Origin of the sequence: Saccharothrix coeruleofusca, from assembly GCF_017876325.1 — a bacterium.
GTDB classification, from domain to species: Bacteria; Actinomycetota; Actinomycetes; order Mycobacteriales; family Pseudonocardiaceae; genus Actinosynnema; species Actinosynnema coeruleofuscum.
This window is the reverse complement of sequence record NZ_JAGINV010000001.1, coordinates 4,662,794-4,676,691: the sequence shown is the minus strand read 5'-3', so window position 1 is coordinate 4,676,691 and position 13,898 is coordinate 4,662,794. Positions and strand designations below refer to the sequence as shown.

At 73.4% G+C, this 13,898-nt stretch carries 19 protein-coding genes; 13 read left to right on the top strand and 6 right to left on the bottom strand.

Going from position 1 to position 13,898, the window contains the following annotated elements:
• Positions 1-48: 48 nt before the first annotated feature.
• Both JOF41_RS20695 and JOF41_RS20690 read left to right on the top strand, forming a co-directional pair.
• Positions 49-600 carry a sigma-70 family RNA polymerase sigma factor gene (locus JOF41_RS20695; RefSeq protein ID WP_189224811.1) on the top strand — a complete coding sequence of 184 codons (552 nt, stop codon included), beginning with the start codon at positions 49-51 and terminating at the stop codon, positions 598-600.
• The gene (locus JOF41_RS20690) at positions 597-1,295 is read left to right on the top strand and encodes an anti-sigma factor family protein (protein ID WP_189224810.1); all 699 of its coding nucleotides are present in this window, start codon (positions 597-599) and stop codon (positions 1,293-1,295) included. Before JOF41_RS20695 ends, JOF41_RS20690 begins: the two co-directional genes overlap by 4 nt.
• 54 nt (positions 1,296-1,349) lie before the next feature.
• On the opposite strand, the gene JOF41_RS20685 is transcribed toward JOF41_RS20690, so the two are convergent.
• Entirely contained in the window at positions 1,350-2,318 is a 969-nt protein-coding gene (locus JOF41_RS20685; RefSeq protein WP_189224809.1) for a zinc-binding dehydrogenase, read from the bottom strand.
• Between the two features lie 65 nt (positions 2,319-2,383).
• Here JOF41_RS20685 and JOF41_RS20680 point away from each other — a divergent pair, with 65 nt between their 5' ends.
• Both JOF41_RS20680 and JOF41_RS20675 read left to right on the top strand, forming a co-directional pair.
• Entirely contained in the window at positions 2,384-2,968 is a 585-nt protein-coding gene (locus JOF41_RS20680; RefSeq protein ID WP_307867479.1) for a class I SAM-dependent methyltransferase, read from the top strand.
• A 450-nt stretch (positions 2,969-3,418) separates the two neighbouring features.
• Positions 3,419-4,102 carry a DUF4383 domain-containing protein gene (locus tag JOF41_RS20675; protein WP_209621279.1) on the top strand — a complete coding sequence of 228 codons (684 nt, stop codon included), beginning with the start codon at positions 3,419-3,421 and terminating at the stop codon, positions 4,100-4,102.
• 90 nt (positions 4,103-4,192) lie between these two features.
• Here the strand turns inward: JOF41_RS20675 and JOF41_RS20670 are convergent, their stop codons facing one another.
• Positions 4,193-5,137: an aldo/keto reductase gene (locus JOF41_RS20670; RefSeq protein ID WP_209621277.1), complete on the bottom strand. Its 945-nt coding sequence runs from the start codon at positions 5,135-5,137 to the stop codon at positions 4,193-4,195.
• A gap of 59 nt (positions 5,138-5,196) precedes the next feature.
• On the opposite strand from JOF41_RS20670, the gene JOF41_RS20665 reads away from it, so the two are divergent.
• On the top strand, positions 5,197-5,856 hold the full coding sequence (locus JOF41_RS20665) for a M50 family metallopeptidase (protein ID WP_189224806.1): 660 nt from the start codon (positions 5,197-5,199) through the stop codon (positions 5,854-5,856).
• Here the strand turns inward: JOF41_RS20665 and JOF41_RS20660 are convergent.
• Positions 5,850-6,662 (bottom strand): TetR/AcrR family transcriptional regulator, encoded by an 813-nt coding sequence (locus tag JOF41_RS20660; protein WP_307867478.1) that lies wholly within the window; start codon positions 6,660-6,662, stop codon positions 5,850-5,852. The two genes, JOF41_RS20665 and JOF41_RS20660, sit on opposite strands and share 7 nt — an antisense overlap.
• 80 nt (positions 6,663-6,742) lie before the next feature.
• Here JOF41_RS20660 and JOF41_RS38365 point away from each other — a divergent pair, with 80 nt between their 5' ends.
• The 3 genes from JOF41_RS38365 (at position 6,743) to JOF41_RS20645 (ending at position 8,712) form a co-directional block, all read left to right on the top strand.
• Positions 6,743-7,306 carry a GNAT family N-acetyltransferase gene (locus tag JOF41_RS38365; protein ID WP_209621274.1) on the top strand — a complete coding sequence of 188 codons (564 nt, stop codon included), beginning with the start codon at positions 6,743-6,745 and terminating at the stop codon, positions 7,304-7,306.
• A 52-nt stretch (positions 7,307-7,358) separates the two neighbouring features.
• Positions 7,359-8,321: a TIGR03557 family F420-dependent LLM class oxidoreductase gene (locus JOF41_RS20650; protein ID WP_189224804.1), complete on the top strand. Its 963-nt coding sequence runs from the start codon at positions 7,359-7,361 to the stop codon at positions 8,319-8,321.
• A gap of 94 nt (positions 8,322-8,415) precedes the next feature.
• Entirely contained in the window at positions 8,416-8,712 is a 297-nt protein-coding gene (locus tag JOF41_RS20645) for a WhiB family transcriptional regulator (protein WP_189224803.1), read from the top strand.
• Positions 8,713-8,808: 96 nt separating this feature from the next.
• On the opposite strand, the gene JOF41_RS20640 is transcribed toward JOF41_RS20645, so the two are convergent.
• Together JOF41_RS20640 and JOF41_RS20635 are read right to left on the bottom strand one after the other, a co-directional pair.
• A complete protein-coding gene (locus JOF41_RS20640; protein ID WP_189224802.1) occupies positions 8,809-9,609 on the bottom strand; it encodes a SigB/SigF/SigG family RNA polymerase sigma factor in 801 nt (266 codons plus the stop codon).
• Positions 9,606-10,043, bottom strand: coding sequence for an ATP-binding protein (locus JOF41_RS20635; protein WP_229795914.1), 438 nt, complete (start codon positions 10,041-10,043; stop codon positions 9,606-9,608). Before JOF41_RS20635 ends, JOF41_RS20640 begins: the two co-directional genes overlap by 4 nt.
• Before the next feature lie 128 nt (positions 10,044-10,171).
• Here JOF41_RS20635 and JOF41_RS20630 point away from each other — a divergent pair, with 128 nt between their 5' ends.
• Positions 10,172-10,972 (top strand): ATP-binding protein, encoded by an 801-nt coding sequence (locus JOF41_RS20630; RefSeq protein WP_209621271.1) that lies wholly within the window; start codon positions 10,172-10,174, stop codon positions 10,970-10,972.
• Here JOF41_RS20630 and JOF41_RS37900 read toward each other — a convergent pair.
• Positions 10,920-11,318: an STAS domain-containing protein gene (locus JOF41_RS37900; protein WP_229795913.1), complete on the bottom strand. Its 399-nt coding sequence runs from the start codon at positions 11,316-11,318 to the stop codon at positions 10,920-10,922. The two genes, JOF41_RS20630 and JOF41_RS37900, sit on opposite strands and share 53 nt — an antisense overlap.
• A gap of 461 nt (positions 11,319-11,779) precedes the next feature.
• Between JOF41_RS37900 and JOF41_RS20620 the strand changes: the two genes are divergently transcribed.
• From JOF41_RS20620 to garA, 4 genes are all read left to right on the top strand, one after another.
• The gene (locus tag JOF41_RS20620) at positions 11,780-12,004 is read left to right on the top strand and encodes a hypothetical protein (RefSeq protein ID WP_189224798.1); all 225 of its coding nucleotides are present in this window, start codon (positions 11,780-11,782) and stop codon (positions 12,002-12,004) included.
• A 273-nt stretch (positions 12,005-12,277) separates the two neighbouring features.
• Complete coding sequence (gene clsA, locus JOF41_RS20615) at positions 12,278-12,874, top strand: cardiolipin synthase ClsA (RefSeq protein ID WP_189224886.1); 597 nt, start codon at positions 12,278-12,280, stop codon at positions 12,872-12,874.
• Between the two features lie 39 nt (positions 12,875-12,913).
• Complete coding sequence (gene gcvH / locus JOF41_RS20610; RefSeq protein ID WP_189224797.1) at positions 12,914-13,315, top strand: glycine cleavage system protein GcvH; 402 nt, start codon at positions 12,914-12,916, stop codon at positions 13,313-13,315.
• 113 nt (positions 13,316-13,428) lie between these two features.
• Positions 13,429-13,890, top strand: coding sequence for a glycogen accumulation regulator GarA (gene garA / locus JOF41_RS20605; protein ID WP_189224796.1), 462 nt, complete (start codon positions 13,429-13,431; stop codon positions 13,888-13,890).
• Positions 13,891-13,898 lie beyond the last annotated feature (8 nt).

Genomic DNA, 13,898 nt, shown 5'->3' with positions numbered 1-13,898 from the left:
GCCCCGCGTCCGTGTCCGCTGTCACCAGCTGTCGAGAGGAGTGGGTGGATGGCGGCTTTGTGGTCCCGCAAACGGGAGACCGCGGCCGACGAGGCACTGATCCGATCCCTCTACGAGGAACACGGTCGGGCACTGCTGGCCTACGCGACGCGGCTGACCGGTGATCGGGCGGCTGCCGAAGACGTCGTCCAGGAAACCCTCGTCCGCGCGTGGCGGCACCCGGAGGCGCTGGTCAACGGCAAGGGCTCGGTGCGCGGGTGGCTGCTCACGGTGACCCGCAACCTGGTCACCGACCGGATCAGGGCCAAGGCGGCACGGCCCAGGGAGGTCGCCGAGTCCCCGGCCACGCCGCCGGTGCAGCGCGACCACGCGGATTCCGTGGTGGACTCGGTGGTGGTGCTCGAAGCGCTGGACCGGCTCTCCTCCGATCACCGCGACGTGCTGATGGAGATCTACTTCAGGGGGCGCAGCGTGACCGAGGCCGCGGAGGCGCTCGGAGTCCCGCCGGGAACGGTGAAATCGAGATCGCACTACGCGCTCAGAGCACTGCGGGAGACCTTCGGCGGACAGCAGGTCGCACTGAAGGGGGTGGCCGGATGACCACCAACCACGATGCGCAGCTGCTCGGCGCGTACGTGCTGGGCGTGTTGGACGAGCGGGAGGCCCGCGCGGTGGAGGAGCACTTGGCGACCTGCCCGCGGTGCCACGACGAGCTGGCCGAGCTGCGGGCGATGGAGGAGGCGCTGGGGGAGGTGCCCCCGGAGGCGCTGCTGGACGGTCCGCCCGAGGACGGCGACCTGCTGCTGCAGCGCACGCTGCGGCAGGTGCGCGCCGAGCGCGGCGGCCAGGTCCGGCGCAGGCGGGTCGGGGTCGGCCTGGCCGCGGCGGCGGTGGCCGCCGTGGTGCTGGGCGGCGGGTTCGCGGTCGGCCGGGGCACCGCGCCCGACGGCGGCGGCCAGGCCGCGTCGACCGCGCCCGCGCCGCCCGCGGGCACCAAGCTCGGCACGGCGACCGACCCGGCGACCGGGGCGCGGATGACCGTGCAGGTCAGACCGGCCGCGGGCTGGGTGCGGGTGAACGCCTCGGTGGCCGGGATCGCGGCGAACGAGAAGTGCAAGCTGATCGTCGTGTCCAAGGACGGCAGCAGGCAGGAGGCCGGTAGCTGGCTGGTCTCCGCGCAGGGTGAGAAGGACGGCACCAACCTCGACGGCTCGGCACTGGTCGCGCCCGAGGACGTCGCCGCCGTCGAGGTGCGCAACTTCGAGGGCGAGCAGATCGTCACGGTGCCGGTCTGACCCACCGAGGGGGAGACGCGCCCCCGCCCGGAGCACGGGCGGGGGCGCGTCGTCTCACGGCTTGAGCACGACCTTGCCGACGGTGTCCCGGCTCTCCAGCGCGCGGTGCGCCGCGGCGGCCTCGGCCAGCGGGAAGGCGGAGCTGACCACGGGCGAGAGCCGCCCGCTGGCCAGCGCGTGCAGCGCGCGGCTCTCCAGCTCGCGCAGGCTGGTGCCCTGGAACAGGCGCGGCCCCAGCGCGACGGTGGCGGTGAGCCCGCGCGCGTACAGGTCGGGCGTCTCGATCCTCGTCGGCGTGCCCGCCGACCAGCCGAACAGCACGATCCGCCCGCCCACGCCCAGCAGCTCCAGCGCCGCGCGCCCGGCCGCGCCGCCCACGCCGTCGAGCACGGCGGTCACCTCGCCGACCTCGGCGCGCACCCGCTCGGCCCAGTCCGGCGCGGTGTAGTCCACCACGTGGTCCGCCCCCAGCCCGCGCACCAGGTCGAGCTTGCCCGCGCTCGCGGCGCCGACGACGGTCGCGCCCAGCGCGTGCGCCTCCTGCACGAACAGGCTGCCCATGCCGCCCGCGGCGGAGGTCACCAGCACCACGTCGGCCGCGGTCAGCCGGGCCACCCGCAGCACGCCCACCGCGGTGCGGCCGGTGCCGATCATGGCCACCGCCTGGTCGTCGGAGACGTGGTCGGGCAGCGCGTGCAGCGCGGTGGCGTCCGCGACGGCCAGCTCCGCGTAGCCGCCGGAGCGCTGCCCGAGGTGCGCGGTGACGCGCTTGCCCAGCCAGCTCGGGTCCACGCCCGCGCCCAGCGCGGCGACCACCCCGGCCACCTCGCGGCCAGGGGTCGTCGGCAGCGGCGGCAGCGGCAGCGGGCCCGCCTGGCCCGCGCGGAGGTGGGCGTCCAGCAGGTGCACCCCGGCGACGGAGACGGCGACGCGGACCTGCCCCGGACCGGGTTCCGGGTCGTCCACCTCCGCCAGGCGCAGGGTCTCGGCGGGGCCGAACTCGTGCTGTCGGATGGCGCGCATGGTGCTCCCCCTCGGTCGTCGGTGGTCGCGACCGTAAGATCTCCAGTTAACTGGAGGTCAATGGCGTGCTGAAGCACTTCGACCACAACCGGCACCACCACCGGTTCCTGCTGCGCCAGGTGCCGCCGGGGGCGGCCACCGCGCTGGACGTGGGCTGCGGGGACGGCGCGTTCGCGCGCGAGCTGGCCGCGCGCGGGCTGCGGGTGACCGCCGTGGACCGGGCGACCGAGGTCACCGCGGCGGGCGTGGACTTCCGGCGGGCCGACGCGATGGTGGACGACCTGGGCGGCCCCTACGACTACGTCTCGGCCATCGCCTCGATCCACCACATGCCGCTGGGGCCCGCTCTCGCGCGGCTGCGGGACGTGCTCGCCCCCGGCGGCGTGCTGGCGGTCCTCGGGGTGGCCAGGGAGCGCTCCGCCGCGGACTGGGCGTTCAGCCTCGCCTCCGTGCCGCTGAACCTGGTCGCGCGCCTGGTGCGCGACGACCCGCGCGGCGACGCCCCGGTCCTGCGCCCCGCCCTGACGCTGCGCGAGATCGGGGCCGAAGCGGATCGCGTCGTGCCCGGCGCGCGGCTGCGCAGGCACCTGTTCTGGCGCTATTCGCTGATCTGGCGGAAAGCGCCCCCACCGGTGGTCACGGCCGGTTAATGCTTTGACTCCGGTTGTCCGCGAGGGGATAGTCGAAGTCGACGCGGAAAGGGGTGAACTCGTGCGCAGCGAGCAGTTCGACGAGTGGACCGGTGCCGCCACGCGCCGCGTGAACGACCTCATCGCGTCGCTCTGACCTGCGGTCGGCCGTCGCGTCCGGCTGCGGAGGAGTGGTGTTCGCGGCTATTGGGAAATCTTTGCGGAGCGATTCGTCGGGATAATTCCGGACGATTTCTCCGAACAGGTGTCCCGGCCTTCATGGGGTGGGTCGGGACGGAGCCCCGGCACGGCGGGGCTCGGCACGAGTGGGTGCACTCCTGTCCGGTTGGGGCGGGAGCGGGTCCGTGCGCCCGCTCCCGTCACGGTGCGTTTGTGCGGCAGACCACAGGGGTAGCCGGGGGGCGTCCGGAGCCCGGAAGGAGGGCTCTCGAGTCCTCTTGGGAGGGCGTGATGTCCCACTCGACCCACGGTCGTGTCAAGGTCGCGGGCGTGCAGCCAGCCCAAGTGCTGGCAGGCCTGCTCGGCCTGGTGTTCCTCGTCGTCGGCGTGCTGGGCTTCCTGCGCACCGGGTTCGGCGACTTCGCGGGTGAGCAGCACGCGATGCTGTTCGGCTTCGCGGTGAACCCGCTGCACAACGTGGTGCACCTGGCCTTCGGCGTGCTGGGCCTGCTGATGGCCACCAGGTCGGGGCTGTCCCGGCTGTACGGCTGGCTGGTGTTCCTGGCCTACGGCGCGGTGCTGGTGTGGGGCCTGATGCTGGTCGGCCTGGTCTCGGTCAACCCGGTCGAGCGACTGGGCAACCCGCTGGCGATCAACGCCAACGACAACTGGCTGCACCTGGGCCTGACCGCGGCGGGCCTGCTGACCGCGGTCCTCCCGGCGCGGCGCAAGGTCGTCGTGGACGAGCCCGAGGTCTACGACCACCACCGGGCGCCGGAGCCGGTGCGCGAGGAGAGCATCCGCGACGAGCACGGGCACCCCGTGCCCGAGCCCAGGGTGGAGTCGATGGACCCGACGGTCACGACCCGCCCGATCGACACCCGGCACGACGTGCACGGCGGTGTCCGCGGAGACCTCCAGGACCAGACCCGCCACGCGGAGGACGCCGCGTCCAGGGCGCGGCACGCGCGCTAGACCCCACAGCGGAACCCGAGGCAGACCTCACAGCGGAACCCGCGGCGGCGCCGGTGAGCCCGAGAGCTCACCGGCGCCGCCGCGTCCGCGTCAGGAGGGCTCGTCCAGCCGCGCCACCTGCTCGTCGTCCAGCTCCAGCGCCACGCCGCCGACGGCTTCCTCCACCTGGGCCACCGAGCTGACCCCGACCACCGGGATCACCCCCTTGCCCAGCAGCCACGCCAGCACCACCTGGTTCGGCGTCGCCCCCGACTCGGCGGCCACCTCGCGCAGCACCGCCAGCCGCCCGGTCGTGCCGGGGTGGTCGTACGCCTCCGGCAGCGGCTTGCCCGCGTAGCCGCCGAACAGCAACGACCCGTAGGAGACCAGCGCCAGGTCGCCGTCCGCCGCCGCGTAGTCGAACAGCTCCTCGGTCATCAGCGCGTGACCGGCCTCCGGCAGTCGCGCGCCCGGCCGGGGCCGCAGGTAGCTGTGCCGCATCTGCACCGCCGCGTACCGGGGCCACCCGTTGGCCCGCGACACGGCGTGGGCCTGGGCGATGCGCCACGTCGCGTGGTTGCTGCACGCGATCTCGCGCACCGCCCCGGCTTCCACCAGCGACGCGAACCCGCCGAGCGTGTCCTCCAGCGGCACGCCCCGGTCCTCGACGTGGCTGTAGTACACGTCGATCCGGTCGGTGCCCAGCCGCTTCAGGCTGCCCTCCGCCGCCGCGCGGATGGTGTCCCCGGCCAACCCCTCGGCGTTGTCCAGCCCGGTGCCCGGAGTCCTCGGCCGCGCCCCCACCTTGGTCGCCACGACCAGCGAGTCCCGGTTGCCGCGAGCGGCCATCCACCGGCCGACGGTCTCCTCGCTCTCGTCGCCCGTGCCGCCGTCCCAGAACACGTAGTTGTTCGCGGTGTCCAGGAACGTGCCCCCGGCCTCGGCGAACCGGTCCAGGATGGCGAACGAGGTGGCCTGGTCGACGTACTTGCCGAACGGCAGCGTCCCCAGGCACAGGGCGCTGACCTCGACATCCCCCACGTACTTGGTCCTCATGGCGGCCCATCCTGGGTGCTGGAGCGCGCTCCAGGTCAAGCCTGGCATCCTGGACGGCGATGTCGACGATCGCGAAGTGGGCGCCCGCCGCGCTGGCGCTGGTGCTGGTGGCCAGCCCCGGACTGTGGCGGATCAGCAGGCACGTCATCACCATCGCCCACGAAGCGGGGCACGCGCTGGTCGCACTGCTGACCGGGCGCAGGCTGGAGGGCATCAAGCTCAACGCCGACACCTCCGGGGTGACCGTCTCACGGGGCAGGCCCACCGGCCCGGCCGTGGTGGTCATGTACTTCGCGGGCTACGTCACCCCGTCGCTGCTGGGCCTGGCCGCCGCCGCGCTGGTGACCGCGGAGCTGGCCCGCCCGCTGCTGTGGGCCACGGTGGTGCTGCTGGCCGGGATGCTGGTGATGATCCGCAACGCCTTCGGCGTGCTGTCGGTCGTGCTCACCGGCGCGGTGATGTTCCTGGTGTCCTGGTACGCCACGGCCGAGGTGCAGTCCGCCTTCGCGCTGTTCGTCACCTGGTTCCTGCTGCTGGGCGGGGTGCGCCCGGTGGGGGAGCTGCAGAGCAGGCGGATGCGCGGGCGGGCGCGGCAGTCCGACGCCGACCAGCTGGCCCGCATCACCCGCGTGCCGGGCCTGGTGTGGGTGCTGCTGTTCGCGGCGGTGGCGGTGGGAGCACTGGTGCTGGGCGGCCGGATGCTGCTGCCGGTCTACTGAGCAGTCGGTCCCAGGGCGGGCGACCCGGTCGACAGGAACACGCCGATCCCGTCGAGCACGCGCTGCAGGCCGAAGTCGAACCACGCCCGCAGGTCCACCGGGTCGTCGGCCAGCTCGGCCAACCACGGGTACCACCCCGATCCGAGGGCTCCCGCCAGCTTGCCCCGCTGCGCCGCCCACCACTGCCGATCACCGACCCCGCTCTCGCGGGCGGCCTCGGCCCCGCCGACCGCGGTGGCGGCCATTCCCTGCACGTACCCGCTCACCAGCAGGTACACCGACATCGCGGTGCGGGCGGGCAGATCGGGCAGCGCGGCCAGGAACCGGTCGACCGCCGCGAGCACCGGGCGGCCCAGCGGCGGGCGGGTGCTGGCCAGCACGCCCAGCACCCACGGGTGCCGCTGGTAGAGCGCCCACTCCTGGCGCGCTTCGTGCTCCACCAGCGCCCGCCAGCCCGCGGCCGGGGACGGCTGGTACTCGGCCAGCACGAGCTCCACCATCGCGGTGACGAGGTCGTCCTTGCCCGACACGTGCCGGTACAGCGCCGTGGCCGCCGCGTCCACGCGCGCGGCCAGCGCCCGCATCGACACGGCGTCGAGCCCTTCGGCGTCGGCGAGCTCGACCGCCGCCCGCACCAGGGCGGGGCGCTCCAGGGGAACTCGCGGGCCCCGCTCGACCGGGCGGGCCCGGCGGGTGCCGTCCCGGCGGGCCCGGTAGGCCCTGGCCTGGCAGGCCCGCCCGCAGTACCGCCGAGGCCGTCCGCGAGCCGAGCGGACGATCTCGGCACCGCACTGGGCGCACCGCACGCGAGTCCCCCGTTCCCGCACATCCGATTCTGTGACGAAAATACCCAGTTCAGGGGTCCTCCCGCCGGAGTATCGGACTCGTGCGAACCACGATCAGAACCGCGACCCCCGCCGAAGCCGACCGCGTCGCCAGGGCGTACGCCGAAGCCTGCGTCGACGAAGCGGTCACCGGTTGGGTGTTCCAGGGTGACGCGGTGCCCTTCCCCGCGCTGCTCGCCTCGCTCGACGACCCGCTGCGCGGGGGCGGGGTCGTCGTCGCCGAAGGACCGGACGGGATCGAGGGGGTCTCCACCTGGGTCGACTCCGGCGGGGACGCGCCGCACCAGCCCGCCGAGCAGCCCCTGTCGCCCCGCATGGCCGCGGTGCTGGCCCTGACCGCCGAACGCCACCCCGCTGTCCCGCACCTCTACCTGGCCTCGATGGTGGTCCTGCCCGCCGCTCGCGGCCGGGGGGTGGGCAGCGCGATCCTGCGCCACCGGCTGACCGGGGAGCGGCGGCCGGTGTACTTGGAGGCCAGCACCCCGCGCGCCGCCCGGCTGTACGCGCGCCACGGCTTCCGCCCGCTCGGGGAGGAGATCGCGCTGCCGTGGGGTGGCCCCCGGCTGCGGCCGATGTGGCGGGACGGGCGGCGGGTGGAGTCCTGAATGGACCTGATACGACGTGGTTGAGCCGCCGATCCAGGGGTAACCGGGGCCCATGGTGAGCATCGGCTACTTCCTCTCCTGTGAGGAGCACGGCCCGCGCGAGCTCGTGCAGCAGGCCCGATGGGCGCAGGAGGCGGGCTTCCAGCGGCTGTGGATCTCCGACCACTTCCACCCGTGGAACGACGAGCAGGGCCAGAGCCCGTTCGTCTGGTCGGTGATCGGCGCGCTGTCCGAGGCCACCACCCTGCCCATCACCACCGCGGTGACCTGCCCCACGCTGCGCATCCACCCGGCGGTCATCGCCCAGGCCGCGGCCACCGCGGCGGTGCAGACCGAAGGCCGGTTCGTGCTCGGCGTCGGTTCGGGCGAAGCGCTCAACGAGCACATCTTCGGCGACCGCTGGCCTTCCGCCCCGGAGCGGTTGGAGATGCTGGAGGAGGCCGTCGAGCTGATCCGCGAACTGCACCGCGGCAAGGTCGTCGACCACCGCGGCAGGCACTACCGCGTGGAGAACGCCCGCATCTACACCAGGCCCGAGCAGCCGGTGCCGATCTACGTCTCCGCCTTCGGCCCCAAGGCCGCGGAGGTCGCGGGCCGGATCGGCGACGGCCTGTGCAGCACCATGCCCGACGCCGACCTGGTGCGCCGCTTCCGCGAGGCGGGCGGGCAGGGCAAGCCCACCCAGGCCGGCTTCAAGGTCTGCTACGCCCCCACCGACGACGAGGGCGTCGACACCGCCTTCCGGCTGTGGCCCAACGACTACCTGCCCGGTGAGCTGGCGCAGGTGCTGCCCACGCCCCAGCACTTCCAGCAGGCCGCCTCGCTGGTGACCAGGGACGCGGTCGCCGAGGCGCTGCCGGTCGGCCCGGACCCGGACCGCTACGCCCAGGCCGTGCGCGAGTACGCCGAAGCGGGGTTCGACGAGATCTACCTGCAGCAGATCGGTCCGCGCCAGGAGGAGTTCTTCGAGTTCTTCTCCAGCCAGGTCGCGCCCAAGCTCGACCTGGACCGCTAGCACATAACTCAATGGTGCGCACCACGTTTGCCCCCCAGGGGTGACCGGGTACGCCGTGATCACGAATGACAGCCCGGAGTAGGGGGTCCACCCGATGACCAGCACCGCCCGCCTGCCCAAGCCCGTGACCGAAGTCTGGGACTGGCAGAAGGAAGGTTTGTGCCGCGGCCGCGACAGCGCGGTCTTCTTCCACCCGGACAACGAACGAGGCTCGGCGCGGGCGTCGCGCGAGAACCGCGCGAAGGAGCTGTGCGCGCGCTGCCCGGTCCTGATGCAGTGCCGCGAGCACGCCCTGGCCGTGCAGGAGCCCTACGGCGTGTGGGGCGGCATGGGTGAGGACGAGCGGCGTCGCATCATCGCCGCGTCCCGCCGCCGCGTTCGGGCCGCCTGAGAGCGTCGACGCGGAGAAGACGCGGAAAAGGGGCCTTCCCCGGTGGAGGAAGGCCCCTTTTCGCTGTTCTCCTCGCGCTGTCCGCTCGCGCCCGGCCTACTGCTCCAAGCCCTCGCGCAGCTGCCGCAGCGTCTTGGCCAGCAGCCGCGACACGTGCATCTGCGAGATGCCCACCTTCTGCGCGATCTGGGTCTGCGTCATGTTGCCGAAGAACCGCATCACCACGATCTTGCGCTCCCGCTCCGGCAGCTTCTCCAGCAGCGGGTGCAGCGCCTCGCGCTGCTCGATCGCCTCCAGCTCCGGGTCCTCCTCGCCCAGCGTGCTGCCCAGCGAGATCGAGCTGTCGTCGGCCACCAGCAGGTCGTCCAGCGACGCGCTGTGGTAGGCGTTGCCCGCCGCCAGCCCCTCGTGGACCTCCTCCCGGCTCAGCCCCAGGTGCTGCGCCAGCTCGCTGGGCGTGGGCGCGCGGCCCAGCTCCTGCGACAGCCGCGCCGAACCCGCGTTGATGGCCAGGTGCAGCTCCTTGAGCCGCCGCGGCATCCGCACCGACCAGCTGGAGTCCCGGAAGTACTTGCGGACCTCGCCCATGATCGTGGGCACCGCGAAGGACAGGAAGTCGCTGCCCCGCTCCGGGTCGAACCGGTCCACCGCGTTGATCAGCCCGACCGTGGCCACCTGCACCAGGTCGTCGTGCGGCTCGCCGCGGTGGCCGAACCGGCGGGCGATGTGCTTGGCCACCGGCAGGTGCTCGGTGACCAGCTCATCGCGCAGCCGAACCCGTTCCGGGTCGTCCGCAGGCGTCGCGGCGAGCCGGACGAACAGCGGGGCCAGGTGGTCGTAGTCCCCCTGCGAACCCGTCGTCGCCGACCGCGTCGTGCCCCCGTCCGCCGTCGTCACGCATCCACCATCCCCGAGGACCGCTTGACCAGGTCGATGTGCACCTCGTAAGCCTCCTCGCCCGCCACCGGGGCGACCCAGGTGGTCACCGAGTCGACCAGCGCGCTGAGCACCCGCCAGCCGAAGCTGTCCCGGTCCGGCGGCGCCGAGCGCTCCGTGCCCACCGTGGTGGCCACCTGCACCGCCCCGTCGACCACGACGAACCGGGCGCTGAGCACCGCGCCCTTCGCGGCCAGCGAGATGAGCGTGGAGCAGGCCTCGTCCACCGCCAACTTCAGGTCCTCGATCGAATCCAGGTCGAAGTCCTGGCGCATCGCGATGTCGGCGGCCACCGCGCGCACGATCGACAGCTGGGTGGGATCGGCGGCCATCCGCAGCTCCACCCCGGCCAGGGCGTTCTCCGACTCACCGCTGTGCGGCTCCGTGTGCGACACGCTCACCTCATCGTCCGTTCCTCGTCTCGACGTGCACGACGCTAGCGGTACCCGGATTGATCGTGACTCACACGTGTAACCACCGCGTCGCCTGGGAAGTCTGACTGGTGCACCACGGGAGGCACCTGTTGACCGATCAACTCGCCGACCACCACTGGGGCGTGGAGTTCCCGGCTGACGCCCGACGGCTGGCCGCGATCCGCTCCGACCTGGGTGGTTGGCTTGCCATGGCGGGCGTCGGCGAGGACGACCGCTACGACCTGCTGCTCGCTGTGAACGAGGCGATCAGCAATGCCGTGGAGCACGCCTACCCGCCCGACGAGCGGGGAACCGTGCGGGTTGAGGCGGACGCCACACCGGACGGGCGCGTGCGGGTGGTGGTGGCCGACCGCGGCCGCTGGCGGGTGCCGCCGGTCGCGCTGTCCTCCCGCGGCCGGGGGCTGCTGCTGATGCGCGAGAGCGTCGACGAGGTGGTCGTCGACAGGTCGCCCACCGGGACCACCGTGACCCTCGTGCTGGCCCCCCGGCACCTGGCGGGCGGGACGCTGCTGTCCATCGGGCCCCGCGAGGACGTGCTGGTGCGCCAGTGCGACGGGTGGGTCGAGGTGGTGGTGCGCGGGGACGTGCCCCTGCGCGCCGGACCGGCGGTGCGCCGCGCGGTGCTGACCGCGGCGCGCGGCGGCGCGGTGCCCGTGGTGGTCGACCTGCGCGAGCTGGGGGAGAGCAACGAGGGCCTGGTGCGCAGCCTGCGCGCGTTGGCCGACGCGGCTGCCTCGGCGGGGGTGCGGGTGGTGGTGCGGGCCCCGGAGGGCGGGGCCGCGCACCGGGCCCTGGTCGCGGCGGGCGTGGACCAGGTCGTGGACCTGGTGTCGCACGCTAGCCCCGGCCCGCGGCCTCCACGGCCGCGGCCACCGTCGGGTGAACGTTGAACACCCCGCTCAGCCCGGTCGCCGCCAGCGGCCGGGTGACCGCGCGCGCCACGGCGACGACGTGGAAGTCGGCTCCGCCGCGCTCGCTCTGCTGCGACGCCTCCACCAGCACGGCCAGGCCCGCCGAGCCCAGGAAGCTCACCCCGGACAGGTCGAGCACGACGGCGCGGCTGGTGCTCAGCTGCTCCTTGACCTCGGTGCGCAGGCGGGGAGCGGTGAGCATGTCGATCTCACCGGTCACGGCCACGACGGTGACGTCCGCACCCACCCGCTCGACGCCGATGCCGATCTGCTCGCCCGGCCCGCCGGACTGGACGACCGGCTGCCCGGCTGTGTTCGAGGCCACGACGTCAGGATCGCGAACCGTCACAAAGGTCTCCTCTTCAGCTGCTGTTGCTGGGGTGGGGAGCCCTGGCGCGGTGGACCGGGCCGAACGTGAACTGTGCAGCGTGCGGCCGTGTGCGGCCCCGCCTACCGGAACTCCCCGGCGCGGCTGTTGGCTCAACCGCTGCGCCACTACCGTACGGAGCACGCGCCCCTACCACAAGCGCGCCGGTAGCGGGGTGATCGGCTCCGGTGTAGACGGGGGCGCGGTGTGCGGCGCACCACGCGCGGTGAGCGGTTCCGGCCCCGACCGGTCGCCTGCCCCCTCCCGGCGCTCCGGTGGCCCTTCGGCGACCGAACCGGCCCGGCGGGCGAGCCGCCGTCCTCTCGGGAGGGTGTCCCCGGACACAGTCGCGCAGAATTCGACCGGCGGGATAACGCCACGAGGGTCGTGCGCGACACCCCCAGTGGAGGATGGAGAACATGAGCACCAAGACGGAGACCGGCGCAGAGACCGCGCAGCACCGGGGGCCCCGCCCCGGCGCGGGAACGCTGCCCACCGCTCCGTGCAGCGTGGTCTGGAGCAAGGGCCACGCCTACGTCCTGGAGGGCTTCCGCGCCCGCTGGGTCGGCGTGGACGACCGCGGCCGCCCCCAGGTCCTCTCCGCCGCCGACCTCCAGCGCCGCGGGTGGAGCCGCACCCGCTGACCCTCCGGTCCGCCGCCGGAGCCGCGCCTTCGGGCACGAGTTGGTGAACGTCCGAGCACGATCCGACGCCGGAACGCCGCGGTTCCGCGAGTCCGAGCGCGCGAACCGCGCGTCCGGGGGCGGGGGTGCTCCGGGGCCTGGTGAGCCCGTGGCCTGCGGACCTCGTCCAACCACACGTTCGGGTGATCTCTCCCCACCACCGGCTGAACAGGTGGCGGCACGGCCGCGTCGCGCGGCAGCGGCGGGGGCCGTGCCGCCCGTCCTGGCCTTAGCATTTGCCCCGTGCCGCATGACCCCGCCGACCGGCTGCTCACCATCCCGAACGCGCTCAGCGTGGTGCGGCTGCTCGGCGTGCCGCTGTTCCTCTACCTCCTGCTCGGCCCGCACGCCGACGGGTGGGCGCTGGTCGTGCTGGTGGCGGCGGGCCTGTCGGACTGGCTGGACGGCAAGATCGCCCGCTGGCTGGACCAGACGAGCAGGCTCGGCGTGCTGCTGGACCCGGCCGCCGACCGGCTCTACATCCTGGCCACCCTGATCGCCTTCGTCGCCCGCGACATCGTGCCGCTGTGGGTGGCGCTGGTGCTGGTGGGCCGCGAGCTGGTGGTCGGGGCCTGCCTGCCGGTGCTGCGGCGGCTGGGCTACGGGCCGTTCGAGGTGCACTACCTGGGCAAGGCGGCGACGTTCAACCTGCTCTACGCCTTCCCCATGCTGCTGCTGGCCCAGGGCTCCTCGACCGCCGCGCAGGTCGCCCGGCCGATCGCCTACGGCTTCATGGTCTGGGGCGTCGGCCTGTACCTGTGGTCGGGCGCCCTGTACGTCTACCAATTCGTGCTCGCGTCCCGACGGCGGCCGGGGGTGGTGGCCGCGTGAGCGGGACGTGGGAAGATCCGGTGGCGAAGATCCACCGTCATGAAGGAGCGCGCCGCGGTGATTCCCGAGGAGCTCAAGTACACCGAGGAACATGAGTGGGTCCTGCGCACCGGTGACAGCACCGTGCGCGTGGGCATCACCGACTACGCTCAGGAGCAGCTCGGCGACGTCGTGTTCGTCCAGCTCCCGGAGCTCGGCGAGCAGGTGGGCGCCGGGCAGACGCTCGGCGAGGTGGAGTCGACCAAGAGCGTCTCGGACATCTACGCGCCGCTGGCGGGCGAGGTGGTGGCCCGCAACGACGCGCTGGACCAGCAGCCGGAGCTGGTCAACACCGACCCCTACGGCGAGGGCTGGATGGTGGAGCTGAGGCTGACCGACCCGGCGGCGGTGGACGACCTGCTCGACGCGGCCGCGTACCAGGAGCTGGTGACGCAGGGGTGACGTCGATCTTCCGGCGGCTCTTCGGTCGGTGGGGGAGCCGCTCCTCAGACGCCGGTTCAGGCACGATAGGTTCTAGTGGTCTCGACGGTTCCAGCAGCAGGAGGAGAGCTCAGGTGAGCACGAACGACGGGCCAGGCGTCCCGCCCGAGCAGTCCCCGGAGCGGACCTCCGTTTTCCGGGCGGACTTCCTCGCCGAGGTCGAGGGCGCCGACGCGCCCGCCCAGGAGCCGGCGGTCGCCGGTGTCGACGCGCTGCCCGCCGGGTCGGCGCTGCTGGTGGTCAAGCGCGGCCCGAACGCGGGGTCCCGCTTCCTGCTCGACCGCGACACGACCAGCGCGGGTCGGCACCCGGACAGCGACATCTTCCTCGACGACGTGACGGTCTCGCGCAGGCACGCCGAGTTCCGCCGCGAGGGCGGCGAGTTCGTGGTGATCGACGTGGGCAGCCTCAACGGCACCTACGTCAACCGCGAGCCGGTCGACCAGGCGGTGCTGGCCAACGGCGACGAGGTGCAGATCGGCAAGTTCCGCCTCGTGTTCCTGACCGGTCCGGGCGCCGGGGGCCAGGGGGCCTGAGCGATGGG

Coding starts and splice junctions, on each gene's coding strand:
- JOF41_RS20695 (WP_189224811.1), top strand. CDS start 49: ATGGCGGCTTTGTGGTCCCGCAAACGGGAGACCGCGGCCGACGAGGCA.
- JOF41_RS20690 (WP_189224810.1), top strand. CDS start 597: ATGACCACCAACCACGATGCGCAGCTGCTCGGCGCGTACGTGCTGGGC.
- JOF41_RS20685 (WP_189224809.1), bottom strand. CDS start 2,318: ATGCGCGCCATCCGACAGCACGAGTTCGGCCCCGCCGAGACCCTGCGC.
- JOF41_RS20675 (WP_209621279.1), top strand. CDS start 3,419: ATGTCCCACTCGACCCACGGTCGTGTCAAGGTCGCGGGCGTGCAGCCA.
- JOF41_RS20670 (WP_209621277.1), bottom strand. CDS start 5,137: ATGAGGACCAAGTACGTGGGGGATGTCGAGGTCAGCGCCCTGTGCCTG.
- JOF41_RS20665 (WP_189224806.1), top strand. CDS start 5,197: ATGTCGACGATCGCGAAGTGGGCGCCCGCCGCGCTGGCGCTGGTGCTG.
- JOF41_RS20650 (WP_189224804.1), top strand. CDS start 7,359: ATGGTGAGCATCGGCTACTTCCTCTCCTGTGAGGAGCACGGCCCGCGC.
- JOF41_RS20645 (WP_189224803.1), top strand. CDS start 8,416: ATGACCAGCACCGCCCGCCTGCCCAAGCCCGTGACCGAAGTCTGGGAC.
- JOF41_RS20620 (WP_189224798.1), top strand. CDS start 11,780: ATGAGCACCAAGACGGAGACCGGCGCAGAGACCGCGCAGCACCGGGGG.
- gcvH (WP_189224797.1), top strand. CDS start 12,914: ATGAAGGAGCGCGCCGCGGTGATTCCCGAGGAGCTCAAGTACACCGAG.